General features: G+C 37.4%; 27 protein-coding genes. 17 read left to right on the top strand and 10 right to left on the bottom strand.

All coding sequences use genetic code 11. The features are described from left to right. Window positions 1-116 precede the first annotated feature (116 nt). The 3 genes from ACN0TV_RS10280 to aroC are packed head-to-tail and all read right to left on the bottom strand — an operon-like array spanning window position 117 to window position 3852. A complete protein-coding gene (locus ACN0TV_RS10280; RefSeq protein ID WP_417362730.1) occupies window positions 117-1268 on the bottom strand; it encodes a flavohemoglobin expression-modulating QEGLA motif protein in 1152 nt (383 codons plus the stop codon). A gap of 14 nt (window positions 1269-1282) precedes the next feature. After that, window positions 1283-2719 (bottom strand): dicarboxylate/amino acid:cation symporter, encoded by a 1437-nt coding sequence (locus tag ACN0TV_RS10285; RefSeq protein ID WP_417362732.1) that lies wholly within the window; start codon window positions 2717-2719, stop codon window positions 1283-1285. 59 nt (window positions 2720-2778) lie between these two features. Then, on the bottom strand, window positions 2779-3852 hold the full coding sequence (gene aroC / locus ACN0TV_RS10290) for a chorismate synthase (RefSeq protein ID WP_417362734.1): 1074 nt from the start codon (window positions 3850-3852) through the stop codon (window positions 2779-2781). Between the two features lie 361 nt (window positions 3853-4213). Here aroC and ACN0TV_RS10295 point away from each other — a divergent pair, with 361 nt between their 5' ends. Further along, window positions 4214-5047, top strand: coding sequence for a UDP-2,3-diacylglucosamine diphosphatase (locus ACN0TV_RS10295; RefSeq protein ID WP_417362736.1), 834 nt, complete (start codon window positions 4214-4216; stop codon window positions 5045-5047). 122 nt (window positions 5048-5169) lie between these two features. Beyond that, the gene (gene hpf / locus ACN0TV_RS10300) at window positions 5170-5472 is read left to right on the top strand and encodes a ribosome hibernation-promoting factor, HPF/YfiA family (protein WP_417362737.1); all 303 of its coding nucleotides are present in this window, start codon (window positions 5170-5172) and stop codon (window positions 5470-5472) included. 94 nt (window positions 5473-5566) lie between these two features. On the opposite strand, the gene ACN0TV_RS10305 is transcribed toward hpf, so the two are convergent. From ACN0TV_RS10305 to ACN0TV_RS10315, 3 genes are all read right to left on the bottom strand, one after another. Next, window positions 5567-6256 carry an OmpA family protein gene (locus tag ACN0TV_RS10305; RefSeq protein WP_417362739.1) on the bottom strand — a complete coding sequence of 230 codons (690 nt, stop codon included), beginning with the start codon at window positions 6254-6256 and terminating at the stop codon, window positions 5567-5569. A 31-nt stretch (window positions 6257-6287) separates the two neighbouring features. After that, window positions 6288-6779: a lipocalin family protein gene (locus ACN0TV_RS10310; RefSeq protein ID WP_417362741.1), complete on the bottom strand. Its 492-nt coding sequence runs from the start codon at window positions 6777-6779 to the stop codon at window positions 6288-6290. 108 nt (window positions 6780-6887) lie between these two features. Then, window positions 6888-8861, bottom strand: coding sequence for an alpha-ketoacid dehydrogenase subunit alpha/beta (locus ACN0TV_RS10315; RefSeq protein ID WP_417362987.1), 1974 nt, complete (start codon window positions 8859-8861; stop codon window positions 6888-6890). Between the two features lie 170 nt (window positions 8862-9031). Between ACN0TV_RS10315 and ACN0TV_RS10320 the strand changes: the two genes are divergently transcribed. The 5 genes from ACN0TV_RS10320 (at window position 9032) to ACN0TV_RS10340 (ending at window position 13193) form a co-directional block, all read left to right on the top strand. Then, window positions 9032-9982, top strand: a complete 951-nt coding sequence (locus tag ACN0TV_RS10320) for an isopenicillin N synthase family dioxygenase (protein WP_417362742.1) — start codon at window positions 9032-9034, stop codon at window positions 9980-9982. 39 nt (window positions 9983-10021) lie between these two features. After that, window positions 10022-10351, top strand: a complete 330-nt coding sequence (locus tag ACN0TV_RS10325; RefSeq protein WP_417362744.1) for a translation initiation factor — start codon at window positions 10022-10024, stop codon at window positions 10349-10351. Between the two features lie 112 nt (window positions 10352-10463). Then, window positions 10464-11396, top strand: coding sequence for a DUF1835 domain-containing protein (locus ACN0TV_RS10330; RefSeq protein ID WP_417362746.1), 933 nt, complete (start codon window positions 10464-10466; stop codon window positions 11394-11396). Beyond that, window positions 11397-12272, top strand: a complete 876-nt coding sequence (locus tag ACN0TV_RS10335) for a nucleoside phosphorylase (protein WP_417362748.1) — start codon at window positions 11397-11399, stop codon at window positions 12270-12272. 69 nt (window positions 12273-12341) lie between these two features. After that, window positions 12342-13193, top strand: a complete 852-nt coding sequence (locus ACN0TV_RS10340) for a substrate-binding domain-containing protein (RefSeq protein ID WP_417362750.1) — start codon at window positions 12342-12344, stop codon at window positions 13191-13193. On the opposite strand, the gene ACN0TV_RS10345 is transcribed toward ACN0TV_RS10340, so the two are convergent. The 4 genes from ACN0TV_RS10345 to ACN0TV_RS10360 form a co-directional block, all read right to left on the bottom strand. Further along, on the bottom strand, window positions 13180-13845 hold the full coding sequence (locus ACN0TV_RS10345) for a uracil-DNA glycosylase (protein WP_417362752.1): 666 nt from the start codon (window positions 13843-13845) through the stop codon (window positions 13180-13182). The two genes, ACN0TV_RS10340 and ACN0TV_RS10345, sit on opposite strands and share 14 nt — an antisense overlap. A 33-nt stretch (window positions 13846-13878) precedes the next feature. Continuing rightward, the gene (locus ACN0TV_RS10350) at window positions 13879-14706 is read right to left on the bottom strand and encodes a lysophospholipase (protein ID WP_417362754.1); all 828 of its coding nucleotides are present in this window, start codon (window positions 14704-14706) and stop codon (window positions 13879-13881) included. A 72-nt stretch (window positions 14707-14778) separates the two neighbouring features. After that, entirely contained in the window at window positions 14779-15738 is a 960-nt protein-coding gene (locus tag ACN0TV_RS10355; RefSeq protein WP_417362756.1) for a glycoside hydrolase family 43 protein, read from the bottom strand. A 17-nt stretch (window positions 15739-15755) separates the two neighbouring features. Further along, window positions 15756-17054 (bottom strand): anthranilate synthase component I family protein, encoded by a 1299-nt coding sequence (locus ACN0TV_RS10360; protein WP_417362758.1) that lies wholly within the window; start codon window positions 17052-17054, stop codon window positions 15756-15758. Between the two features lie 328 nt (window positions 17055-17382). On the opposite strand from ACN0TV_RS10360, the gene ACN0TV_RS10365 reads away from it, so the two are divergent. The 10 genes from ACN0TV_RS10365 (at window position 17383) to argB (ending at window position 26980) form a co-directional block, all read left to right on the top strand. Further along, window positions 17383-18039 carry a GNAT family N-acetyltransferase gene (locus tag ACN0TV_RS10365; RefSeq protein ID WP_417362760.1) on the top strand — a complete coding sequence of 219 codons (657 nt, stop codon included), beginning with the start codon at window positions 17383-17385 and terminating at the stop codon, window positions 18037-18039. Beyond that, window positions 18036-19223: an argininosuccinate synthase gene (argG, locus tag ACN0TV_RS10370; RefSeq protein WP_417362762.1), complete on the top strand. Its 1188-nt coding sequence runs from the start codon at window positions 18036-18038 to the stop codon at window positions 19221-19223. Before ACN0TV_RS10365 ends, argG begins: the two co-directional genes overlap by 4 nt. Further along, a complete protein-coding gene (gene argC / locus ACN0TV_RS10375) occupies window positions 19220-20194 on the top strand; it encodes an N-acetyl-gamma-glutamyl-phosphate reductase (protein ID WP_417362764.1) in 975 nt (324 codons plus the stop codon). Before argG ends, argC begins: the two co-directional genes overlap by 4 nt. Window positions 20195-20212: 18 nt before the next feature. Then, window positions 20213-21001 (top strand): pyrroline-5-carboxylate reductase, encoded by a 789-nt coding sequence (gene proC / locus ACN0TV_RS10380; protein WP_417362766.1) that lies wholly within the window; start codon window positions 20213-20215, stop codon window positions 20999-21001. Window positions 21002-21067: 66 nt separating this feature from the next. Further along, on the top strand, window positions 21068-22216 hold the full coding sequence (locus ACN0TV_RS10385; RefSeq protein WP_417362768.1) for an aspartate aminotransferase family protein: 1149 nt from the start codon (window positions 21068-21070) through the stop codon (window positions 22214-22216). After that, entirely contained in the window at window positions 22209-23405 is a 1197-nt protein-coding gene (locus ACN0TV_RS10390) for a glutamate-5-semialdehyde dehydrogenase (protein WP_417362769.1), read from the top strand. The genes ACN0TV_RS10385 and ACN0TV_RS10390 overlap by 8 nt, the downstream gene beginning before the upstream one ends. 80 nt (window positions 23406-23485) lie before the next feature. Then, entirely contained in the window at window positions 23486-24268 is a 783-nt protein-coding gene (gene proB, locus ACN0TV_RS10395; protein ID WP_417362771.1) for a glutamate 5-kinase, read from the top strand. A 116-nt stretch (window positions 24269-24384) separates the two neighbouring features. After that, a complete protein-coding gene (gene proB / locus ACN0TV_RS10400; RefSeq protein ID WP_417362773.1) occupies window positions 24385-25170 on the top strand; it encodes a glutamate 5-kinase in 786 nt (261 codons plus the stop codon). Between the two features lie 70 nt (window positions 25171-25240). Further along, window positions 25241-26179: an N-acetylornithine carbamoyltransferase gene (locus ACN0TV_RS10405; protein ID WP_417362775.1), complete on the top strand. Its 939-nt coding sequence runs from the start codon at window positions 25241-25243 to the stop codon at window positions 26177-26179. A 15-nt stretch (window positions 26180-26194) separates the two neighbouring features. Next, window positions 26195-26980, top strand: a complete 786-nt coding sequence (argB, locus tag ACN0TV_RS10410) for an acetylglutamate kinase (protein ID WP_417362777.1) — start codon at window positions 26195-26197, stop codon at window positions 26978-26980. The last annotated feature ends 1 nt before the right edge of the window (window position 26981 follow it).

The following is a 26981-nucleotide window of genomic DNA, read 5'->3' on the forward strand; positions in this document are numbered from 1 at the left end:
GGTACTTCCACTTAAACTCTAATACAAACATATTTGTAAAGTATTTGAAAGAAAACTTTTTGTTGTGTAAGGATGGTTTTTGTATGTGAAACCAGCTCAAAAATTTAAGTCGAGAATTACCTTAAATTTTCTAGAATAAAGTCAATAGTTTTATTAGTGTTGTAATTGTGATTATAGGACTGGGTAAGATGAATTGGATTATGAACCAACCCTAAATCTAGCATCCGCATTATACTGCTCTGGTGTTCCAAAGAAACCTTGCCGGTTAAAAACACGGATAGGTCTTGGTGCTTTATATAATAGTCATACACCTTTTTAAGCCCGGTCAAGTACAGAAAATCTTTGGTGAATCCTCCTCCTCTATGGACGCGTAGGGTAATGATATAGGCTTTATCTCTATCGAGTTTATATTGGTTGTGTAATAAATCAAAGGTATCTGCGAAGTCGTAACCATCTGTCAGCGAATCTGCTGCAATAACCCTATACGCCAATGTCTTTAAACGATCAAGTGTCAATGCCCCACTCATATACTCGCTAAATACTGCCAAACCCTCCTGAGTTTCAACATTTTTAGGAAATCCATTGGAGAAAATCTTCAATGGTTGGTTTATTCCGTTAAAAGTTGTCACCATATGAACCCCAATTTCATGGTTTGCAAGGGTTTTAAGTTGGTTCGAACTAAATCGAGCATTCTTTTTAACAAAAAGTGTCTGTAATTTATTGGAAACCATCGCATCGGCGGCGATACTGTTTGACAACTTAATGTTCATCTGAAAATCATAACCCTTGACGAATTTTTCAAAATAAGCAATGGCATCATTAGCTGAGTATATTTTTGGATCCTCCTGGTGATGATTTTTAAAGTGTATAATAAACTTTGCGTTCTGGACATCCCTTTCCTTGGGTGCGCCATAAAGCCGAAGGCTATTGTAAAAGAATTTCCTTTTCTCCCCTATAACATCTGAACACTGTAACACATTAGAATAATAATAGATTATGCTTTGGTACAGCGCCCTTATATCGTCATCTTGAATTTCTTCAAGATTGTTTAAAAACAGTCCTTGCTGTAATTTAAAGGCATTAAAATTGCGTTTCGGATATCTGAACTTCGGACCTTCTGTAAACTTTGAAGCATAAAACTTCTGCTTCTCTTTCTCTGAGTTTAACGGATTCAGATAGGTGAGTAATTCAATGCCCTTATTTAAGCGATCTAAATTCCTATCAATAGCAAACAATCCCTTATATTGATCTATTAATGCATTCTTCATTTGCACTAATTTAACTAAGATTCAACAACTTCTTTAGGTTCCTCCTGATCATAATACATCATTTTCTCACTTTTCGCAATAACTGAACACACCGTAACATCCCCTGTCACATTTACGACAGTTCTCATCATATCTAAAATTCGATCCACAGGTATAATAATAGCAATCCACGCTGGATTTAAACCAACGGATTGCAGTACAATGATAAGCATGACTAGACCTGCACTAGGCACCGCAGCAGATCCTATAGAGGCTAAAGTTGCCGTAAGCACAATGGTTAATTGTTGCCCTAAAGTAAGATCTATCATGTGAAGTTGAGCCAAAAACACCACTGCAACACTTTGATAAAGACAGGTACCATCCATATTTACCGTGGCACCTATTGGCAATACAAAGCTTGTTATTTTTTTGTCTACTTTTAAATTATCTTCAACACATTCCAAAGTTACAGGCAAAGTGGCTGCACTACTTGAGGTTGAAAATGCCAGGGTTTGTGCAGGTCCAATAGCTTTAAATAAATCAAAATATGGTACAACTTTAACGAAAAGCTTCATAAAGAGAGGATACACCACGAGAATCATCAGCATCAAACCTAAAGCTACCGTAAGAGAGTACCAGCTCAACCCTTTAAATATCTCAACAACTTTACCGACATCATTCCCTGCCATTGTACTTACTACTCCTGCAAGTAACGCAAAAACAAAAAACGGCGCAGCCTTCATAATCAGATCGACCATCTTTAAAAAAACCTCCATTACGCCATCAACAAATTTTGTAACCGGTTCTGATTTTTCATTTGGAATAAACAGAAGTGCTATACCAAAGAATATTGCAAAGAAAATTACCTGAAGCATCAGTCCATTATCACCTAAGGACTTAAAAATATTAGATGGTATAATATCAACTAACGGCTTTAATGGTCCAGCTCCTTTAGTTTTATCAGCCTCTTGCATTTTTTCACTAACCGTGGCATCTTCTAATTCTGATTTGGTAAGATTTGTAATCTCTAAAGCGCGTTCCTTAAATTTCGGATCATGTAAGTAGTTAATACCATCTTTGATTTGTAAATCTTCACCTTCTGCCCACAACTCATAGGCAATCCGATTATCAATTCTACTTTGTTGATCTATGAGCTCTCCTGGTTTAATAATATTCACCAGCAAAAGCCCTAATCCAACCGCAAAAATTGTTGTTAGCAAATAAGCCAAAAGTGTTTTTGCACCCATCCTTCCCAAGTTGGCAGGATCTCCAATCCCAGCGACACCATTTATAATTGAAAATAGCACCAATGGCACTGCAATGAGTTTTAGTAGGTTTATAAAAATGGTACCAAATGGAGCAATCCAATCAATGGTGAATTGGCTCCAACCCAGTGTGCTAGAGAGAAGAGCCCAAACGATACCCAGTACTAATCCTATGACGATTTGCCAGTGTAGTGCGATTTTTTTCACTTAAAATGTGTTTAGTTAGATAAATTAGCTGTTGTAATAATAAATGTTTTTATAGATCCTTAAATTTCATTGTGATTTCTTGCTTGATTTATGAGTTTGTAGTCTGCTAATACTAGTGCTGCCATTGCTTCCACTATAGGCACCGCTCTTGGTACTACACAAGGGTCGTGCCTTCCTTTACCATGCATTTCCACAGCATTTCCTTCATTATCAATAGTGGGTTGCGCTTTCATGATAGTTGCAACGGGCTTAAAGGCTACTTTGAAATAAATGTCCATTCCGTTACTGATACCACCCTGAATTCCTCCAGAATTATTGGTTATAGTCGTCCCATCAGGATTGTAAAGATCATTATGCTCACTACCTCTCATGACGGTACCGGAAAATCCACTGCCGTATTCAAATCCTTTTACCGCATTGATGGAAAGCATCGCCTTACCTAATTCGGCATGTAGTTTTTCAAATGCAGGTTCACCAAGGCCGACAGGCACATTTTCAATAACACAAGTAACTGTTCCTCCGACGGTATCCCCGTCTTTCCTAACCTCTTTGATAAAGGCCTCCATTTGTTTTGCTTTTTGAGGATCAGGACAACGAACAATATTCTGTTCTGCCAAATCGATATCTAAGGAAGTATACGGCTTGTCCAAAGTAATATGTCCTACAGAAGAAACAAAGGCTCGTATTTTTATATCTTTTAGGAACTGTTTGGCGATTGCTCCAGCCACTACTCTACTAGCAGTTTCTCTTGCAGAACTACGTCCTCCTCCTCTATAATCCCTAAAACCGTATTTTTGATTGTATACATAATCCGCATGAGAAGGTCGGAAACTATCCTTGATATGAGAGTAATCATGCGATTTTTGGTCTGTATTCTCTATTATAAAACCAATGGGCGTACCTGTAGTTTTACCTTCGAACAGACCCGATAGAAATCGGACTTCATCTGGCTCTTTCCGCTGTGTCACTATAGCTGATTGCCCAGGTTTTCTTCTATCCAAATCTAATTGGATTTTATCGAGATCAAGTTGAATACCCGCTGGGCATCCATCAATTACACCACCTAATGCTGGCCCGTGTGATTCACCAAATGTGGTTAAACTAAAAAGATTTCCGAAGGAATTTCCTGCCATGAATTTTATGATTTTGACAAATGTAATTTTTAATAAAGAGATACAAAAATTAATTTTCTCATTCCCCAGTAGTTAATCCTATAAAAATCACTAACACCTATGAATTAAAATTCCGATACTCGGTTCAATTACGACATTAATATCTCCAACACAGGAGGCAGCCTATATACAGCATAATAAACTTAACTCATTTTGTTATAGACCTTTAGTATACAAACAAATTATTTTGATCGTAGTAAAAGTAAAAGTCACCTTAAATAAGGTACCCTAACTGGCTTAACAATAATATGATGTATACTTAATTTTTTAAAAATATACTTCTGAGTTTTAGTTCTTTCATTTACACTATAAAAATTATCTTTTGAGAAAACGTAAATTAGAAGTCGTAGTCATTTCAGATGTCCATTTGGGAACCTTTGGTTGCCATGCAGGGGAACTACTCTCCTATCTGAATAGCATCTCGCCAGAAAAATTAATTCTAAATGGTGATATCATCGATATTTGGCATTTTAGAAAACGTTACTTTCCAAAGACACATCTTCAAGTTATCAAAAAGATTATTGATTTGTCCACCAAAGGGACAGAGGTATATTACATAACTGGAAACCATGATGAAATGCTCCGAAAATTTAGCGACGTGAGCATGGGGAACATACATATCCTCAATAAGTTGATCATGAACCTAGATGGGAAGAAGGCATGGATATTTCATGGAGATGTCTTCGATGTTTCTATTCAACACACCAAGTGGATCGCCAAATTGGGAGGCTGGGGATACGATTTCTTGATACTACTCAATAGAGTGATCAATTGGGTATTAATCAAAATGGGAAGGGAAAAATATTCCCTTTCCAAACAAATAAAGAACGGCGTAAAAAAGGCGATAAAGTATATTGATGATTTTGAAAGCGTCGCTGCAGACCTTGCTATTGAAAATGGCTATAAATATGTAATATGCGGCCATATACATCAACCACAGATGCTTAGAAAGGTAAATAAGAATGGGACCTGTTTGTATTTAAATTCCGGAGATTGGATCGAAAATTTAACCGCTTTGGAGTACCATAACAAACGTTGGGATCTTTATCATTTTAACGAGGATAAACTTAGCTCATTTTATGCCGATGAGGATCTAAAATCCATGAATTATAAAGAATTGCTTGCTGCTATTACCATAACCTCTAAAAAAATATAACTCCAGAGCTCTTAGCTGAATCCTAAACGAACTTAACCGAGTTCTTAAATTGCTATTAAAACTAACGCAGTTTCATAGATCATACAGAAAATTTTCATATTTTTAGTACAAACATATGTACTATGCAAATAAACTTTGAATACGATGGTGTTTCCGCTAGTTCCCGTCTGGAACAACTGGTTAAGAAAAGATTAGACAAACTGGAAGATAAGTATGATTTTATCGTCCGTTTCGATGTTTTTTTTCAAAATGAACGAAGCTCCACCAGAGAGGATGGAAAAATTTGTAAAATAAAATTACGAGTTCCCGGCTCACTATTATTTTCGGAAGCTTCACATGAAAAATTCGAGATGTCTATCCAAGAAGCCGCAAATGATTTAGAACGTCAGTTAGAAAAAAAGAAAGGCAAGCTAAAGGCTAATTAGTCATCTAGTACCCAAAAAAATAAGGTCTGATTTTTAAGTCAGACCTTATTTTTTAGCATTTAGAAATACTAAAAACAATACTTTTTAACCAAGCTTATTGTTGTGCTTTAGCATCTTGTATCATTTCTTGATTGGCTACAATTCCGAGCTCAACCCTTCTGTTTTTAATACGACCATCAGCTGTCGCGTTATCATATTTTGGTTGTGTTTCACCGTACCATTTGGTAGTCATTCTAGAAGTAGACACACCATTAACAGATAAGAAATCACGAACAGATTTAGCTCTTTTTTCAGATAATGAATAGTTGTAATCATCAGCACCTGATGTATCTGTATGCCCTTCAATTAGAACATTGGTATCCTCATATTCTCTAAATACTTCTGCCATTTTGGTTAAGGTTGCCTTACCTTCAGGAGAGATTTCAGCGGAATTGATTTTAAATTTAACACCACTATTCTCATCAAAGGTTACATTGATACCTTCACCAATTCTTGTAACTTCCGCACCTGGAACTGCCTCTTCAATTGCCTCAGCATTACGATCCATTTTATTACCAATTCTATTTCCAACAACCCCACCTACAGCGGCACCAATAATAGCTCCAAGAACGGTATTGTTTCCATCACCGACATTGTTTCCGATCACTCCACCAATTACGGCTCCGGATCCAGCACCAATAGCGGTACCTCTTTGACTACTATTTGAGTTTTTTATTGCTTCACAACTGAACATTAATAATACAGATGCGAAGATTAAACTTCCCTTATACACTGTTCTTTTCATAAGATTCTTATTTAATTGTATTTATTTTAATTTACATACTAATTCTGTTGAACTGATATACTACTGTGATACTTTCACCGTCTACATCCGCTACAGAACTTATTACCATTTGGTTTTCGCTTAAACTTCTTATATCAAAGACATAGCCAAAGCCTCCGCTAATATCCTTTTTCTTTTCATCAATAAATTTAAATTGAAATTTATATGGATTCCCATTAGCATCATCTTGAACTGACCAACGAATAAATCGTTGACCTGGTGCACAATCACCCGGATCAATGATGTTATAATAGCCAGTGCTATTATTAGAGCGGAAGAACCATTCGCTTCCTCTGAAACATTTTGAGGCTACATCATTAAATAATAATGATTTGAAGTACCCTTCATTGTTCTGATAATCAATATGGCTTAATTCCCAAGTCCCGTTTAATGTTTTTCGAGAATCCCTATTGGCTTTACTTAACCCACAGGATGACGCTACCACTGCAACTACCAATAATAACAAATATGCTTTTTTCTTCATAATTAAATAGTTTTAATTAAACTGATTTTTGGGGTCAAAATTACTAAATATTCCAAGTAAATCAAGAGCCACCTTTTAAATTAATAATAATTTTATTACAATAAACTGTTAATATTCTATTAGTTTTAACAATTCCTCTCTAAGCCTGGTTTTAGGCAGGTAATTTTTTTCTAGGGATTTAGCGAAAGGTATGGGGGTTTCGATGCTGCCCACTCGAATTACTGGGGCATCTAAGTACTCAAAACAATGTTCCATGACTAAGGCAGCTATCTCGCTTGCCAGTCCACAGAACAGCGTATCCTCATGCAAGATAAGTAATTTTCCTGTCTTTTTCACAGAGCTATATATAGTTTGTTCATCAAGCGGCATAAGAGTCCTTAAATCAATAAGTTCGGCATCGATATGAAGCTCATCGATTACTTCGACCGCCCAGTGGACGGCAGCTCCATAAGTAACAATACTAACTGTATCACCTGATTTTAATAGGGCTGCTTCGCCAATTGGTGTATTGTAATATCCTAATGGAACGTCTTGATATTGCGTTCTATATAAGGCTTTATGTTCGAAAAATAATACAGGATTCGGATCTTCTATAGCACTGATTAACAGCCCCTTGGCGTCCATGGGGAAAGCCGGATATAGAACCTTTAATCCAGGGGTTTTTAAAAACCAAGCTTCGTTTGTTTGTGAATGAAATGGTCCGGCACCCACACCAGCTCCGCATGGCATTCGAATAACCACATCGGCTTGCTGCCCCCAGCGATAATGTGACTTGGCCAGATAGTTTACAATAGGATTAAATCCACTACTGACAAAGTCTGCAAATTGCATTTCTACAACGGTTTTGAAATTTTGTATGGCAAGCCCCATTGCTGTTGAAACAATTCCAGACTCACATATTGGCGTGTTGCGAACACGCTTTTTGGAGAATTCCTCTACAAAGCCTTGCGTAACCTTAAACACACCACCGTATTCTGCGACATCCTGTCCCATAATTACTAGATCTTCAAATTTCCGCATACCTTCTCTTAAACCATCAGAAATCGCATCCACCAGACGCATATTCTCTGTTTCTTCTCCTGGAAGCACCTCGGAATGTTGATGTCCTTTATATACGTCCTGAAGCTCTTCTTGGATGCTACTCTCTAATTCCTGCTCGCTGAATGCTCTATTTAGACCCTGCTCAATCTCTCTAGTAATATTTTCTTTTATGATATTCACCTGTTGGGATCCGAGAACTCCTTCGTCATTTAAAAATGCTTCGAAGTTTAGTACCGGATCCTTTCTTTTCCATTGTTCTAACAAGGCCTTAGGAACATACTTGGTTCCGCTTGCCTCCTCATGCCCTCGCATTCGGAAGGTTTTAAACTCTAAAAGTACAGGTCGTGGATTTTCACGTACACTCTTGGCTATACTGCTTACTTTAGAATACACTTCAAGGATGTTATTCCCATCAATAATATGTGATTCCATACCATACCCCTTCCCTTTATCTGCAATATGTTCACAGTTGAATTGTTCTTCAGTTGGGGTAGACAATCCATAACCGTTATTTTCAATACAAAACAACACAGGTAAGGACCAAACTGAGGCTATGTTTAATGCCTCGTGAAAATCACCTTCACTAGTCCCTCCTTCTCCACTAAAAACGGCACAAACCTTGGACTCTCTCTTTAATAAATAACCTAAACCGATTCCATCGGCTACTCCCAGTTGTGGTCCCAGATGTGAAATCATTCCGACAATATGGTGTTGGTGGGTTCCAAAATGAAAACTTCGATCCCTTCCCTTAGTAAAGCCGATACCTTTACCTTGCCATTGTCCAAAGAGTCTATAAAGCGGAATTTTTCTAGTGGTAAATACACCTAAATTGCGGTGCATGGGAAGTATATACTCATCTTGTTCTAGGGCAGCTGTAACCCCTACTGAGATTGCTTCCTGACCAATACCACTAAACCATTTTGAAATTTTACCCTGTCTTAGTAGGACTAACATCTTTTCCTCAATCATCCTAGAGGTGAGCATGTTCTTATACAACTCCAATTGTGTTTCACTAGAAATAAGGCGGTTATCAAAAACCATCACATTGGAAATTAATGGGTGTTCCATGGATTGCATTTTCATCAAATGTAGAAAAAATAATAGAATTTTGATTTTTTTTACATAAAAACAAAGCAATTAAAAAGTTACCCTTTCCTTTTCAGAAATCCTTACATTTGTTAGATGTAACCATTAGTGTAAAATACGAAAAGATGAACAAGATACCTAGTGTTGATCTTACTGATTTTATATCAGAGGATCCGAAGAGAAAGCAAAAATTTATTGATGAAATTGGTAAAGCATACGAAGAGATCGGTTTTGTAGCATTAAAAGGGCATTTTTTATCTGATAGCTTAATCAAGAATTTATACGGAGCAATAAAAGATTTCTTTGACCAACCACAGAAGGTTAAAGATCAATATGAAATTCCAGGAATTGGGGGCCAAAGAGGCTATACCTCCTTTGGGAAAGAACATGCTAAAGGTAGAAAGGAAGGAGACTTAAAGGAATTCTGGCATTTTGGACAATATGTGGAGAACAATACAAAATTAGAAGCAGAGTATCCAGACAATGTCATGGTTAAAGAGGTTCCAGAATTTAACACCTCTGGAAAGGAAGCATATAAACAATTGGAAAAGACAGCCAAATATGTACTTAGAGCATTGGCTTTACATTTAGACCTTGAAGAGACTTACTTTGATAAATTCATCACTAATGGTAATTCCATTTTAAGACCTATTCACTACCCACCAATTAAGGAAGAGCCAAAGGCAGCAGTTAGAGCAGCGGCACATGGGGACATTAACCTTATTACCTTGCTCATGGGAGCCCAAGGGAAAGGCTTACAAGTTCAAAATCATGATGGACAGTGGATCGATGCAATAGCACAAGATGATGAACTCATGATTAATGTAGGTGACATGTTATCGCGTTTAACGAATAACAAATTAAAATCAACCATTCATCAGGTAATCAACCCTCCAAGAGAATTGTGGAACACCTCACGTTATTCCATTCCTTTTTTCATGCACCCGATAAGTAATATGCCACTTAATGTACTAGAAAACTGTGTGGATGAAAACCATCCAAAATTATACGAAGATATTACAGCAGGTGAGTTTTTACATCAGCGATTAATAGAACTTGGACTTATTAAGGCCTAAAACAAAATAGCATAATAGAAATAGCTGAAATTAGTAACAATGGACTTACAAGATCAATTAAAGAATTTATTTCCTGAGCATGAATTTGAACAAGAACCTCAAGTAGAACCATCGGAGGATTCGATTTGGCTTCAAGAAGAACCCCTACTCTGTAAGTACGAAAAGAGAAAAGGAAAACCTATTACCATTATTGATGGTTATAATGGTGCCGATAAAGATTTTAAAATCCTCGCAAAAGAGCTAAAAACTAAACTGAGTGTTGGCGGGTCATTTAAGAAGGAATCTATAATAATTCAAGGAGATTATCGTGATCAAATCATGGCGATCCTACAAGAAAAAGGGTTCAAAGTCAAACGTGTAGGGGGTTAGTTGTTAATTTCTTTCAGATTTAAATTAACATCAAAAATTATGGTAATTCATTACATAATTTATACATTTACCCTTTAATAAACCAATTGTTTCTTCCAAATCTATAAATTAAATGGCTAAAACACTGCATATTACAAACGGAGACGGCTTTACCGAGGTTTTGAGGACGCTAGGCATTCCCGGCGACATCATTACCTGGCGTGAGATGCTTTGCGAAGGTAAAACCACCCACGAGGTCGGTAGTGAAACCTTTTGGCGACAACGGTATGAATACTTAAACCGAGCCTATAAGGTAACAAAAGATACTTTTATTAATAAAACACTAAAGGAGTATCGAAATCTGTGTAATCAAAAATCCCAAGAAGATATTGTGCTTTGGTTTAACAAAGATCTTTTTTGTCAGATTAACATGATTGCTGTGCTGAGTTGGATAAAGAAAAACAGAACTAATGCAAATATATATTTTATAGGTTCTGCCAATGAAAATGAAACGCACCACACTGCTCCTCTATCGACTTTAGACAAACCAGCACTTGAAGCGCTATATCAAAATAAACTTCTACTGAATAAGGACGATATTGAATTTGGAGATTATATTTGGCAACTATACTGCGAAAACAGTCCCATCCGCATACAGGCTGCTATCAAACAAAACAATAGTCAACTGCAATACCTCTCCAAAGTTATTCAAACACACCTACACCGATTCCCAAGTTTAAAAAATGGCCTGAACGAATTGGAAAACAAAATGCTTAACAAGGCATTACACCAAAATATAAAAAACAAAGACTTATTGGTTGAAGCTATGCTTGAAGATCCTGGATTTTATGGATTCGGAGACATACAGTATTATAAAATAGCTTCTAAACTAAGACCCTTATTTCGTTCATTTACACCAACTAAACTTACTAAAACTGGTGTAGCAGTGGCAGAAAAACTTGAGAATTACTATCCGCATATAAGAAACGAAAATGAATTTTTGGGAGGAACTCCTAAATACTCGTACTTATTCGTTGAAGATTCTGCACAATTGCTTAAATTATAAATGACAACCCTTGATGCATCTGAGCTTATCCTTAACGGAGACGGCAGTATTTATCATTTAAATTTAGTCCCTGAAGAACTAGCACCTACGGTTATTACTGTAGGTGACCCAGATCGTGTATCAGAGGTTTCTAAACATTTTGAAAGCGTAGAAGTTCGAAAAGGGAAACGCGAGTTCATTACCCACACTGGATGGTGCAATGGTAAACGACTTAGTGTAATCTCTACGGGTATTGGTACTGATAATATCGATATCGTACTCAATGAACTGGATGCCTTGGTCAATATTGATTTTAATACACGAACTGTAAAGAAGAATAAGACTTCCTTAAACATAATTCGTATAGGCACCACTGGATCCATTCAAAATGAATTAAAGGTCGATAGTATGTTGGCCAATAATTACGCCATAGGCTTAGACGGTTTATTACACTATTATCAGAGTGAAGCAGTACAAGAGCATGACTTTCAAGATGCATTCTCTGCACAAATAAACTGGCCTTCTACTCATCCTAAGCCCTACATAATTACTGCCGACAAGGAGTTATTAGCGATTTTTAAGGATGCTGATTTACACCTAGGCATCACAGCCACAAATGTTGGATTTTACGGGCCGCAATCTAGGGTTTTACGTCTGCCGTTAAATAACTCAGCACTAATTGACAGTCTTAGTTCATTTCATCATAAGGGTCAAAAAATTACAAATTTAGAAATGGAAACTTCTGGAATCTATGGCCTTTCAAAGCTATTGGGGCATAAGGCAGTTTCTCTAAACAGTGTCGTAGCCAATAGAGCCAATGGCACTGTGTCTGAAGATCCAAAATTAGCCATGAAAAAATTGATTGTTTTCGCCTTGCATAAAATTTCTAAAATTTAATACCACCACAGCCAACCGACTTTAATTAATTGTCTATTTTTATTTTCAAATATTCTTTGAACACGAACTATGAAAAAAATAAGAATTTCTGGAGTCCCTGAACATTTTAACCTGCCTTGGCATTTGGCTATTGACGATAATGCCTTTGAAGATAGGGGTATTGAATTACAATGGACTGACGTTCCTGAGGGCACCGGTAAAATGTGTCAACTTCTTCGCGATGATGAAACAGATCTTGCAGTACTACTTACTGAAGGTATTGTAAAAGACATTGTTGCTGGAAATAACGTAAAAATAGTTCAAAAGTTTGTAGATTCTCCTTTGTATTGGGGAATACACGTGGATGCGAGTTCTTCTTTTATGGGACTTCAAGACCTAAAAGGAGCCAAAGCCGCTATTTCTAGATTTGGAAGTGGTAGCCATCTAATGGCCTACATCAACGCCAATGAACAAGGATGGGACACTAAAGATCTAAGTTTTGAGGTTGTCAATGACATCAATGGTGCTGTAACCGCTCTCGGTAATGGTTCGGCTGATTATTTTATGTGGGAACATTTTATGACTAAACCACTAGTGGACCAGGGCGTTTTTAGAAGAATATCAGATTGCCCTACCCCATGGCCATGTTTTGTAATAGCTGCAAGTGATGCTGCCATTAAAAAACATTCAAATCTCATAAAACATATACTAGAGGTCATCAACATCTACACCACAGATTTTAAGGACATTCCAAGTATTGATCGAATGTTGTCTAATCGCTATGGTCTAAAAATAGATGATGTTCAAGAATGGATGTCAATCACTCGTTGGAGTCAGGAAAATATTACACCTATGATGATCAAAAACGTTCAGCAACAATTGTTAGCATTAAACATCATAGATCAAACGATTCCTTTTGATGAGCTTGTCACCAATCTATAGGCTTTAATTTTCTGGAACTCAAGATTTCATTACAGCGACTAAAATGTTTATTCCCAAACCAATACCCTCTATTAGCGCTTAAAGGAGAAGGATGGCCGGAAGTCAGAATGTGATGCTTTCCGGCATCTATAAGTTTCACTTTGCGCTTGGCATAACCACCCCAAAGCATAAAAACCACATCGGATTTGCCTTTGGAAATGGTTTTGATAAGGTGGTCTGTAAAAGTCTCCCAACCTTTGTTTTGATGACTCCCAGCTTGACTTGCTCGAACGGTTAAGGTAGCATTAAGTAGCAACACTCCTTGTTTAGCCCAATGTTCCAGATTTCCACTCAAAGGATAGGTTTTATCAACGTCTGTACCTAACTCTTTGAAAATATTGATCAGTGAAGGAGGATGCGATGTTCCATCGGAAACTGAAAAGCAAAGTCCGTTTGCTTGAGTGGGGCCATGATAAGGATCTTGACCTAAAATAACGACCTTACACTGATCAAAGCTGCAATGATCCAATGCAGAAAATATGAGCTCCTCAGGTGGGTAACAAGTGTTGCTTTCATATTCTTTTTCTACAAATTGTTGTAACTGCTTGAAATAGTTCTTTTTAAATTCACCTTTTAAATGAACCTTCCAATCTGAATTAAGATTTAATTCCATGGTCCTATCGCTTTTTAGTTGATCGCCTTATTTCTACCCGATTTGATCATTTAACCAATCAATCACAGTTTTGTACAGATCTTCTCGTTCTAGGTCATTGTGCAATTCATGATAGCCCCCATCATATAACCTTAAATCAATCAGAGTTGACTGTTTAGCAAAAGCTTTACTTGCCCAGTGGCTAGTTATATAATCTCCAGTTCCGTGAAACATCAGGGTTTTTATCGTAAGCTTTTCAGGATTTTGCATAATCCAATGGCCACTTTCCATAACTGGAAACGTATAGACCGGGCTTACTTTATTGTGTACCAGTGGATCATCTTTATACTTCACCACTTCCTCTTCGAGTCTAGAGATGAGCTTTGGGTCTATACCACTGGGAAGGGTTATCGTAGGATATAAATAATGACACAGTCGTCCTAAATATAATTTCCAAGCTGGTGGATCAAAAGCTAATTTTAAGTATGGGCTTGAAATAATCAAGCCTTTACATGGGAGCGATCTAGTCATGGTAAAGTTCAATACCACATTTCCTCCTAGACTATGACCATATAAAAACAAGTCCAGTTCCGGAAAGATCTCCGCCTTTTTGCGACATACTACCTCAAGACTGTTTAGCACGGCTTTGTAACTTGGACAGCAGCCTCTTTTGCCCTCACTGTGTCCATGACCAAATAGATCGTATCCAAACACTGCAAACCCAGCATCTACTAACTCAGGAACCAATGATCCTGAATAGCGTCCACTGTGTTCTCCCATACCGTGTACTAAAACTATAGCCGCTTTAGGATTTTCGTTATACCAATACTGGCCGAAAAGTCGTCTATTATGACAAAAAAAATGATATCCTTGATATTCCATTTCACAAAATAAAGAGATCGTTCACTGCTCTAAAATCGCAAACCATAAGTAGATGCCCTACCGAATTGTGTATTATTTTATCAGAGGATGTGCTTTAACTCCTTCTGTAGTGATCTCTACAGGTTTAATAAAACCATTTTCATCGAATTCCATTTTTTCGATACAAGTTTCTCGAGAATCCCTTGCAGTAATCCCATTTGGTCTTCTGTGATAAACGATATAGTATTGTTCAGCGTTTGGATATTTAATAACCGAGTGATGACCAGCACCTGTGGCAATCTCTGGTGTAAATTCAAGTATTTTATCAATTCGTTTAAAAGGCCCCATTGGTGAATCCGCGATAGCATATGCCACGTTATAATCTGGACCTGTCCATCCCCCTTCAGACCACATAAAATAGTATTTACCATCTTTAATAAACATAAATGGTCCTTCTGTATAGCCCTCAGGAGTAATTTCCTTAAACACAGTTCCATCCTCATAAGGCACAAAGCCAGTAAAATCATCCTTGAGTTTGGCGATGTTGCAGTGGCCCCAACCACCATAGATCAAATAGTATTGGCCATCTTTGTCATGAAATACAAATTGGTCAATAGGTTGAGCACCATTGTGAAATTTCCCAACCAATGGCTTACCTATTAAATCTTTAAAAGGGCCAGATGGTTTATCAGCAATAGCAACACCTATACCTCCTATTTCTTGATCACTCTGAATATCATTCGCACCAAAAAAGAGGTAATATTTCTTATCTTTTTTAACAATTGCAGGTGCCCATACTGCCCGATTTGCCCATTTAACACTAGAGGTATCTAATACCTTTGGGTGCTTTGTCCAATTCACCAAATCCGGTGAAGAAAATGCGTCAAAAAAGACCTGGTCCTCATAGGCGGCTGAATAGGTTGGATATATCCAATAGGTGTCATCAAAAACAATACCTTCGGGGTCCGCATACCAACCCGGAAACACTGGGTTGTTTTGTGCAGAAATAGTTAGGCAAGCCCAGAGGGAAAAGAATAATAACGTAGGTTTCATAAAATTTGGATTTCAGTTTAATGTTCAAGAACATCCCGCATAGCTTTCGCCTTAACAAGACATTCCTCATATTCATTTTCAGGGATTGATTTTGCTGTAATAGCGCTCCCGACGGAGAAAGATACATATCTTTTTTCAGAATTATATAAAATGCTTCTAATGATTACATTGAAATCAAAATCTCCTTGGGGAGTGATATACCCCACGGCACCACTGTACAAGCCTCTTTTGAATGTTTCTTGTTCTTCTATAATTTTCATAGCAGTGTACTTCGGTGCGCCAGTCATACTCCCCATAGGGAAAGTACTTTTTATTAAATCCACTGAATTGGTTTGCTCAGGCACCTGTGCGACAATGGTGGAAATCATCTGATGTACTTGTAAAAAACTGTAGACCTTACATAATTCCTCAACTTCAACGCTACCCTTTACTGCAATTTTCGAAAGGTCGTTTCTAACAAGATCAACAATCATAACATTCTCCGACAACTCTTTAGGATCGTTTTTCAAATGTTCGATTAACATAGCATCCTCAGCTATATCCTTTGATCTTTTGGAAGTCCCTTTAATGGGTTGTGAGATGACGCTATTGCCCTGTCTTTGCAAAAACCGTTCAGGAGAGGCACATAACAAATGATACGCATCGAATTTGAAGTAACTCGCAAACGGGGGTTTGGATATGGTATTGAGATTTACGAATGTTTTTAATGGATCTATAGTCGAATCTTCGGCATAAAATTCTTGACAAAAATTAACCTCGTATATATCACCTCGATGTATGTGGTCAATGATTTTTTGGAAATGCTCGAAGTACTGATCTTTTTGCATCCGAAGTTTTATCTTAAGTGGATTCCCCTGATACGCTTGTTGATAAGAAATCTCTTGGGATTCAATATCTTGAAAATCTAGATCAAGTTCATCATCTACCATAGCCAGGTAGTGGAATTCCACAACAGTTCCATTTATTAAAAACAACTTTTTAGGTTGAAAGAAATAAAGGTCAGGCAAATTCAAGCCATCAAAATTTTTTGAACTTAGATCCTCAACTGCATTCTTTAGGTCATAAGTAAGAAAGCCGAATATCCAGTCTTTCATGGCAATTTGGTACTCCTTCAGTTCGTTAAAGGCATGAAAATAATCAGTCCTTATGCTTGTAAATGCATCTACAGCAAGTATGGCCTCATAATTGCTTTTAGTGTCTTGGTGCTGGTTGCTATCCAACCAGGCCACCTCTTGAAATTGCTCCGACCATTTTAAAAGCTGGGTTTTAAACAGCTCAACATTGGAAATATTGAATTGTTTAACAGTTCTACGCATATTGTGGTTAGGCTTAAGATTAGTATGTTACAAATTTAACAAAGAATACACATTTTAATCTAATAATAATTCCTAATATTGCAGTGTAGAATTAATACAACACGAATTTTTGCACAATGCAAACAGAACAACAAAAATATAGTTCCACTTCAAAAGCGTCGTTAAGCACAACAACGCCGTTATTTGCTTTGGTACCTGTTCGTCAAGTTCGCTTTCCACGTCGTCGTCGCCCGTAAGGGTGCGATCATATTATTGGAGTTAGGTGTGTCCGACTCCCCTTCAAAGAATCCATTTTTATATTTTCATTAATTTTTAATCAGGTAATTGAATGCAAATACTAATTGCAAACGATAAGCATATTCATTATGCTAAGGAGATATGTAATACCATAGACGAGTCCGCTAAGCAAAGAGGGACCGGTATTGCTAAAAGAACTCCTGAATACATTACCACCAAAATTCAAAATGGGAATGCGGTAATTGCCATCGAAGGCAATAAATTCGCCGGATTTTGCTATATCGAAACTTGGGGGCATGGGAAATTTGTCGCGAATTCTGGCCTAATTGTCCATCCTGATTTTAGAGGACAAGGTTTAGCCACTGAAATCAAAAAGAAAGTATTTCAGCACAGTCGAACAAAGTTTCCGGACGCTAAAATTTTTGGGATTACTACGGGACTCGCAGTAATGAAAATCAATTATGATTTGGGTTATGAGCCTGTAACTTTTTCTGAACTTACAGATGATCCAAGTTTTTGGAACGGATGTAAAACCTGTAGAAATTACGACATATTAATGCGTAATGAAGGAAAAATGTGCTTGTGCACAGGGATGCTGTATGATCCTGTTGAAAAGGAAAAGAACAAAAAATCACAGCATAAACACACTTATGACTCTAAAGTCTTTAAACGGTTAAAAAGTATTAAAGAATCCTTATTTCTATCAAAGGACAAACTAGACAAACTAGATAAAATATTCAAAAAATGAAAAAATTAGTATTAGCTTACAGCGGAGGGCTCGATACTTCCTATTGCGCAAAATCACTTTCTGAACAAGGATATGAAGTTCACGCGGTTAGTGTTAACACTGGAGGTTTTTCTAAAGAAGAAATTGCAGAAATTAAAGAAAAGGCTCTTGCTTTAGGAGCCAAAAATTACGTGTCCATTGATGCCGTAGAGAACTTTTACAACAAGGTTGTGAAATATCTAATCTTCGGAAATGTACTTAAAAACAATACCTACCCGCTTTCAGTAAGTGCTGAACGAATCGTCCAGGCTATTGAAATCGTAAATTACGCCAAAGAAAATGGCGCTAGCTACATTGCACATGGTAGTACAGGAGCCGGAAATGATCAAGTTCGATTCGATATGATCTTCCAAATTCTAGCACCGGAAATTGAAATCATCACGCCTATTCGTGATCAACAACTCTCAAGACAACAAGAGATTGATTATCTAAAGAGTAAAGGCATCCATATGTCTTGGGAAAAAGCTAAATATTCCGTGAACAAAGGACTCTGGGGTACTAGTGTTGGTGGGGACGAAACCCTTACCTCTCACCTACCTCTTCCTAGCGAAGCCTATCCTAGCCAGCTGACGAACATGGGAACTCAAAGGCTAAAACTAAGCTTCACCAAGGGTGAGCTAACCGCCATTGATGGAAAAAGCGATTCTCCTGTAGCATTAATCGAAAAACTTAATTCAATAGCTTCGCAATTTGCCATAGGTCGTGACATCCATGTGGGTGACACCATTATTGGGATTAAAGGAAGAGTTGGATTTGAAGCCGCTGCTCCACTAATCATTATCAAGGCGCATCATACCCTTGAAAAACATGCGTTGACCAAATGGCAACAACAACATAAAGAATACCTTTCGAATTGGTACGGAATGTTACTTCACGAGGGGAACTACCTAGATGAGGTCATGCGAAATATTGAAACTTTTCTAACTGACACTCAAAAAAATGTAACCGGAGATGTTTTTGTGAGCCTTCACCCTTACCGTTTTATTATAGAAGGAATACAATCAGCTCATGATTTAATGAACGCAAAATTCGGTAGCTACGGTGAGATGAATAAAGGGTGGACCGCCGAACAGGCCAAAGGCTTTATCAAGCTCAGCGCAAATGCCGTTAGAATCCATCAATCCGTAAACAATTCAGAAAAATGATCAAAGCAGGAATTATAGGAGGTTCAGGTTATACAGGAGGCGAATTAATTCGTCTTCTGCTAAACCACCCCAAAGTAGAGATCGATTTTGTATACAGCACAACCAAAGCTGATCAACCTATTGTACTCACACATGAGGATCTGTTAGGAAGTTGTGACCTTAAATTTGTCGGATCCATAAACACTGATATCGATGTCCTTTTCTTATGTCTTGGGCATGGGAATTCAAAGAAATTCTTGGATACCCATGAGTTCTCAGCAAAAACAAAAATTATAGACCTTAGTAATGATTTCAGATTAACACCTGATAAAAGTTATGGTGGAAGAACCTTCGAATACGGACTTCCGGAATTGCAAAAAGAGACCATTAAAAATGCCCAAAACATTGCGAATCCAGGATGTTTTGCGACAGCTATACAACTTGGTCTATTGCCTTTGGCTAAGGCTGGACTTTTAACGGAATCTATTCATACTAATGCTACAACAGGAAGTACCGGTGCTGGTGTAGTCCCATCACCTTCTACACATTTTAGTTGGAGGAACGATAATTTATCTTGGTACAAACCATTTACACACCAACATTTAGGAGAAATCAATCAAAGTATTGAGAGTCTTCAGAACAACCAACCAAACATTTTTTTATTGCCACAGCGCGGTGATTTTGCAAAAGGTATTTTTGTAACATCCTATATGAAATTTGAAAAAGGTTTGGAAGAAACTTGGAATTTGTTTCAAGATTATTATGTTATGGAACCGTTCACGCATGTTTCAACCAAAGAAGTCCACTTAAAGCAGGTTATTAACACCAATCATTGTTTTATTCACCTTCATAAGCATAATGACGTATTGCTTATCACTAGTATCGTTGATAATTTAATCAAGGGTGCTTCTGGTCAAGCCGTGCAAAATATGAACTTACTCTTTGGTTTTACAGAAACGGACGGACTAAATTTAAAAGGAAGTTATTTCTAAAAACTAAAAACAAAACACATGAAAGTTACCGTTATTGGATCAGGAAACCTTGGAAAATCTATAATTGCAGGACTAGCGTCCAGCTCGTTATTTGATCCAAAGAACATTTTAGTAGCCGACAAGTCAAACGAAAATTTGCAATTCATTAAAGAGTCATCTGGAGTCTCCGTGACCCCTGATAACAATATTGCCGTTAAAGACGCCAAGTGGATTATCCTTTGCGTCCAACCAAGGGTATTAAAATTGGTTTTGGATGAGATTAAAGATCAACTCAATCCGGATCAGATTTTAATCTCTACTGTCACCGGAGTGTCCATCGAAGAAATTAATAAAACTGTTCCTCAAAACAAGATCATAAGGGCAATGCCTAATACGGCAGCCATAAAACAACAATCCATGTCTTTTATCACCTCGTTAGACAATGAGCACGAGGATGTAAGCTTTGTTGAAAAAATGTTTGGCACTATTGGAAAGACCATGATTATTGAAGAACATCTCATGCAAGCAGCAACTGTTTTAGGGGCTAGTAGCACTGCATTTTTCTTACGTTTTTTACGTGCCTTAACTCAAGGGGGAGTTCAAATGGGGTTTCACCCTCATGAGGCTCAAGAGATTTCAGCGCAAGTAGCCATCGGGGCAGCTGCATTAATCGAAGATGGAACACATGCAGAGGTCGAGGTGGATAATGTCACCACACCACGAGGTTGTACTATTGAAGGTTTAAATGCCATGGAACACAACGGACTTAGTTCCGCTGTTATTAAAGGTGTTATGGCAGCATACCAACGAATAAATAACATAAACTAGGGTATTTTGTTGTATTTCTTAAGAATTCCATTAAAATACCAAAATAATAAACTCTGTACACAATAAATGAAACTGTTCGATGTTTATCCATTATACGACGTTACTCCGCAGCGAGGGAACGATGTATTTGTTTACGATACTAACGGCGATGAATATTTAGATCTCTATGGAGGTCACGCTGTAATTTCAATTGGTCACGCCCACCCTACATACGTAGAAAGCTTGACTGAGCAGATTAAAAAACTAGGCTTTTACTCCAATGCTGTTCAAAATCCACTTCAGGTGGAACTGGCAGAAAGGTTAGGAAGACTTTCTAATTGTGAAGATTATCATTTATTTCTTTGCAATTCAGGAGCAGAAGCTAATGAAAATGCACTTAAGCTAGCCTCATTTCATACCAATAAATCACGGGTAATTGCTTTTAAAAATGCATTTCATGGAAGAACATCAGCAGCAGTTGCAGCAACAGATAATAGGGCTATCAATGCGCCTATTAATAACCAGCACAGCGTCACCACTTTCCTTCCTTTAAACCAACTTCACTCTTTAGATTATGAATTAGCGTTCGGTGACGTTTGTGCGGTTATATTAGAACCCATCCAGGGTGTCGGCGGATTAGACCAACCGACCACAGAATTTTTACAAGGAGTGGCTCAATTGTGTAAAAAACACAATGCAGTCCTCATAATGGATGAAATTCAATCCGGGTACGGAAGAAGCGGTAAATTCTTCGCCTTCCAACATCACAATATAGAACCTGACATAATTACAGTCGCCAAAGGTATGGGGAATGGATTCCCTATGGGAGGAGTTTTGATCCATCCTAAATTTCAGGCAAAACACGGTATGCTCGGTACTACTTTTGGTGGGAATCATCTGGCATGTGCTGCAGGCCTTGCGGTACTGGAGGTTATAGAAAAGGAAAACTTAATAGAAAACGCGGCAAAAATTGCTACATATTTCAAGGAAAAAGCCAAGGGAATCAACTCTTTACAACAAATAAAAGGTAGAGGACTCATGCTTGGAATGGAGTTTGAGCAAGCTATATCAGAAATACGAAAAGCACTTATTTACGAGAAACACATTTTTACTGGCGGCTCGGCAAATAAGAACTTATTAAGAATTTTACCGCCGTTAACGATTAAAAAACATCACATAGATCAGTTTTTCACTGCACTAACTGATGTTTTAAAAAATCAAAAACATAATGAATAAATTATTAACAATTACAGAACGAAACAATGTATTAACCACTATGGCCGAACTGATTCGAAAGGAAAAGGACGCCATAATAAAAGAAAACCAGAAGGATCTAGATGCCTATGATGGGGGTGACCTCGCTATGGAGGATCGCTTGAAGGTCGATGAAGAGAAAATCCAAGTGATGATCACATCACTAAACGAACTTACTGCCAAGGAAGATCCTCTTGGAGTGGAACGTTTCCATTTTCAACATGACAACGGTATGCATGTTTATAACAAAACCGCACCATTCGGAACCGTAATGATCATTTATGAGTCACGCCCGGATGTTACCGTTGAGGCTGCCGGAATTGCTTTTAAGTCTGGAAATAAGATTGTTCTAAAAGGTGGGAAAGAATCAATTAATTCAAATCTGAAAATTGTAGAATTATGGGATCGTGCTTTAAAACAACACGGTATCAATGAGCAATGGGTAGAGTATCTGAAATTTGACAGAAAACAAACCCAGGCCTTTTTAGAAAAACCAACACAACCAATTGATTTAATAGTGCCTCGAGGGGGCGAACGCTTAATTGAGTTTGTTAAACAAAATGCCAGCTGCCCGGTTATTGTCAGCGGAAGGGGAAACAATTTTGTCTATGCACACAAGGATGCTGATCTCGATCTGGCGCTTAATGTTATTATAAATGCTAAGACAGCTAAAATTTCAGCCTGTAATGCCTTGGATAAAGTTTTGATCGATAAAAACTTACCCAACTACAATGCTTTTGTAAAAAGACTATTAGAAAGACTTTCTGAGTTCAATGTTGAAGTTTTTGTCGATAAAGAGCTGAGTGATTTTGATGGTGTCAAAAGCATTACCGATCAGGATATCTGGTACGAAGAGTTTTTAGATTATAAAATTGTAGTTGGATTGGTTGACTCTGTAGAGCAAGCTATTTCAAAAATTAATAAATATTCTGGAGGTCACTCCTCCTCTATCATAACTAGAGACCAACAAACCGCAGATCAATTTATGACCACAGTAGATACAGCAGCAGTATATCATAATGCTTCTACTCGATTTACAGATGGTGGGCAATTAGGTCTTGGCGGTGAATTGGCCATTAGTACAGATAAATTACATCAACGTGGTCCCATTGGACTTGAACACCTAGTCACCAATAAATGGTATATCCACGGAGATGGACAGATCAGATAACTCAAGTATAATTAATTAAATTTTATAGTCCGTATTTCGAAGAATTCGAAATAAATAGAGAAACAAATAAAAACAAAAAAATGAGTAAGCCAAAAAAGAAGAAAAAAAGAATTCTATTAAAAATAGGTTCCAATACGCTTACAAAAGAATCCGATCAAATATCAAGAGGTAAAATTGAAGATATAGGTCGACAAATCGCAGTGCTCCAAGACGAGTATGAATTTGTGATTGTCAGTTCCGGAGCGAAAGTTGTTGCAAAGCAATTTGTCAATTTGGAAAGTACTTATAGCGAAGAGATAAATGTAAAACAAGCATTAACCTCAATAGGTCAACCCCATCTCATTAGAATTTTTCAAGAGAATTTCAGGGAATTGGGCCTCCTAGCCTCACAATGTCTACTTTCTTATTCCGATTTTGAAAAAGAAGAATCTAAGAAAAACATTGTGAACACCATTAACATTCTTGTAGATAACGGATACATTCCAATTATCAATGAAAATGATACGGTAGCCACGGACGAAATTCAGTTCGGGGATAATGATAAACTCGCAGCACTAACTGCCGAACTATTAAAAGTTGATCTTTTAATAATAGCCACAAATACCTATGGGATTTACACTGCTAAGTCTTTTAAAAATGGACATCCGGAAACAATAACTGACGTTCAAAATTTTTCAGACTTAAAGAAGGAAGTTGTAGATAGCGATAAGTCCAAACATGGTACCGGAGGTATGAGTTCTAAAGTAGTAGCATTAGAAATAGCCAATAAGGCAAATATAGAAACATGGATTGTCAATGGATTAAAAGACAATTTTATTATAAATGCGATCAATCAAAAAACACCATTTACAAAAATTGAATAAAGCGTAAGATAATCCTGAAAGTATCAGCACCCAAAATGACTTTTAAGCAAAGTAAACACAGCGAAAAGTTGTACATTTTGGGTGTTTTTAGTCGTATATATCATCCTTGAAAATAAATGAATGCAACCAACAAAAAAAGAATTGTTCTTAAAATAGGGTCTAATACCCTAACAAAAGAATCCGATCATATTTCCCGAGGGAAGATTGAGGATATCGCCAACCAGGTAGCCTCTCTTAAAGATCAATATGAGTTCATAATTGTAAGCTCAGGCGCTATTGCTGCAGCAAAACAATTTGTAAGGCTAGAGGGCAACGGAAAAGAAATTAATGTAAAACAAGCACTTGCTTCTATAGGTCAATTGCATTTGATGCGAATTTATCAAGAGAACTTTAGAGAGCTGGGACTTTTTATATCGCAATGCCTTTTGTCCTACTCTGATTTTAAAAGTGATTCTACTAGGGAGAATATCGTAAATACGATAAACATTCTGTGCGAGAATGACTATATACCGATTATCAACGAAAATGACACCGTGGCCACAGATGAAATTCAATTTGGGGATAACGATATGCTAGCCGCCATGACAGCTGTATTACTCGATGCTGACCTATTGATCATCGCCACCAATACCAACGGAATTTATACCAGAGACTCTATCAAAAACAAACAACTAAGAACCATTACCAATGTGGCTAGCATAGAAGAGCTAACAAGTGAAGTAGTAGATGGAAAATCATCACACGGTACCGGCGGTATGCTCTCTAAGGTAGAAGCCGTAAAAATTGCCAACCAAGCAAATATTGAAACTTGGATTCTTAATGGTTTAGAAGATGACTTTATTGTCAAAGCGGTTAATGAATCTAGCGTTTTTACCAAGATTTTAAAAACAGTAACACATTAATATCGTGTAATATACTATAGCTTAGTGAGATTATAAGTTTATATGTAGCGGTAAATTAAACGATCAACACATGAAACAGTATTTAGATTTAGAGGACATCAATGATTTAGATGGTCTGATCCAAAAAGCCATCGCTTTAAAAAGCAACCCGTTTAACCATCAGGACTTAGGTAGGAATAAGACAATTGGGTTGTTGTTTTTTAACTCCAGTCTTAGAACGCGTCTAAGTACTCAAAAAGCAGCACAAAACCTCGGGATGAACGTGATGACTTTAGATCTTAAGACTGATAGCTGGCAACTGGAATTTGAAGATGGAAGCATTATGGATGCCAATACAGCAGAACACATTAAGGAGGCGGCTGCGGTAATTTCACAGTATGTCGATATTATGGCACTAAGAGCTTTTCCTACCCTGACTGACAAGGCGCAAGATCAAAAAGAAACAATCTTAAAAAGCTTTCAAAAATACGCTAGTGTACCGGTGGTAAACATGGAGAGTGCTACCGCACATCCACTACAGGCACTAACTGATGCCATTACCATTGTTGAACACAGTACCATCAAAAGACCAAAAGTTGTCTTGACTTGGGCACCTCACCCTAGAGCACTACCTCATGCTGTTCCAAATTCATTTGCTAAAGCAATGCAAATGATGGATGTGGATTTTTGTATCACTCATCCAAAAGGTTATCAGCTCAATCCGGAGATCACTAGAAATACACGGATCATTTACGATCAGGACGAAGCTTTAATGAATGCTGATTTTGTTTATGCTAAAAACTGGAGCAGCTATGCTGACTACGGAAAAGTTTTGTGCAACGATCAGAGCTGGATGATAACTTCAAAGAAATTAAACAATGCTAAGTTTATGCATTGTCTTCCTGTTCGTCGAAACGTAATCGTTTCAGACCAAGTATTAGACAGTGATCAATCTTTAGTTATCCAACAAGCCAATAATCGAACATACGCCGCTCAAGCTGTTTTAAAAGAACTACTTGAAAGTATGTAATGTAATTAATTAAGAATGAAAGTATCCGTAGTTAAAATAGGTGGAAACCTTATTGAAGATGAGGCTGATTTAGAGCAAGCCCTAAATAATTTTGCTCAAATAGAAGGATTGAAAATTCTGGTTCACGGAGGTGGTAAATTAGCAACTCAGTTAGCGCAAAAACTAGGAATCGAAACCAAAATGGTCGATGGGCGAAGAGTTACCGATGCGCAAACCCTGGAAATAATCACCATGGTATATGGAGGATTGGTTGGTAAAACCATCGTCTCTAAACTCCAAGCAAAGCAATGTAACGCTGTTAGTTTATCGGGTGCCGATCTAAACAGTATACAATCGGTAAAACGCCCTGTTAAAGACCATGACTTTGGCTTTGTGGGAGATATCAAAAAGGTGAATGCAGAGAGTTTTAGTACACTTCTAAAAGCACAGATCACTCCTGTTTGCTGTGCAATTACCCACGATGGAAATGGACAGCTACTCAATACCAATGCTGACACTATTGCCTCAGAGATCGCTATAGCTCTCTCCGAGAAGTATGAAGTATCTCTCTACTACTGCTTTGAGAAGAAAGGAGTACTTCGAAGTATTTCCGATAAGAATTCTGTAATTACAGACATCGATCGCACCTCTTATGATAAATTGATTGAAGAAGGTATCATCGCTGATGGTATGTTGCCTAAGTTGCACAACTGTTTTCACGCACTTGAAAATAAAGTACAACATGTCTATGTCGGAAGTATTTCGATGCTTGCAAACCCGAACGAACAAAAAACAACCCTACATTTAAACGAATTCAACTAGA

It is taken from the genome of Galbibacter sp., from assembly GCF_048266365.1.
GTDB lineage: Bacteria > Bacteroidota > Bacteroidia > Flavobacteriales > Flavobacteriaceae > Galbibacter.